Source organism: Vibrio sp. 970 (assembly GCF_033339075.1).
This window is the reverse complement of record NZ_JAWOTW010000255.1, coordinates 1-743: the sequence shown is the minus strand read 5'-3', so window position 1 is coordinate 743 and position 743 is coordinate 1. Positions and strand designations below refer to the sequence as shown.

Here is a 743-nt window from a genome sequence, read left to right as displayed (position 1 = left end):
CTTTCTCTTGAGCGCTATGCACTTCGATACTTTCGTCCGGTAAGAACTGGAACAACTTAGATTTAAGCGTATTAAAATCGTGAGTGACTTCGACATTAAACTGTTCGATCAATCGGCCACGACTATCCCAAACCGACACATTGGTCGTTCCTAGTTTTTTACCAATCAAGAACAGTTCATTCGATCTTAGAACCACGATATCCAAGACTTCTGGATCCCCTAACGTCACCTTTTTGGCCTTACCTGAAATCACCAATTGTGTAGATTGATGATGCGCAACAGAAACAACTCTTCCAGACTGCGCGGTTGCCGCATGAACAGACAAGCTAACAAAAAGTAACTGGCTAACGAGTAATATTATTGTTTTCATAATTCACCTAATTACTGACTCGGACACTGGATGCCTGAGATCCCTTAATGATGGTCACACTAGGTCGAGGGGTATATTTTTTTGCAACAACAGGTTTATCGACTTCATGAGGGTTACGCAAAGCCAGTTGGATCTCACCCTTGCTGTTAGCAGAAAGCAGTTTTTCCGCTTCTTTGGGGGTGACTTCCAAGGTGACAGCACGAACGATCACGGGTTTGTTGTCGTTAGTTTTTGCTGTTTGGTCGACTGCTAATACATTGATATTTTTTAACACCGTGAGTGTGGTCGCTTGCTTGCCTTTGCCATAGCTCACCGTGCTCAACACATCCACTTTGTTACCCGGCAGTAGGAAACCCGCTACGCCGATAACGTC

2 protein-coding genes are annotated in these 743 nt (G+C 44.3%); both read right to left on the bottom strand.

What is annotated here, in order from left to right; all coding sequences use genetic code 11:
- Positions 1-370, bottom strand: a 370-nt coding sequence (locus R7Q11_RS26020; protein WP_225466982.1) for a pilus assembly protein N-terminal domain-containing protein, incomplete at its 3' end; no start/stop codon positions are given.
- Positions 371-377: 7 nt separating this feature from the next.
- Positions 378-743 (bottom strand): Flp pilus assembly protein CpaB (gene cpaB, locus R7Q11_RS26015; RefSeq protein WP_225466981.1); only part of this gene is annotated, 366 nt, incomplete at its 5' end.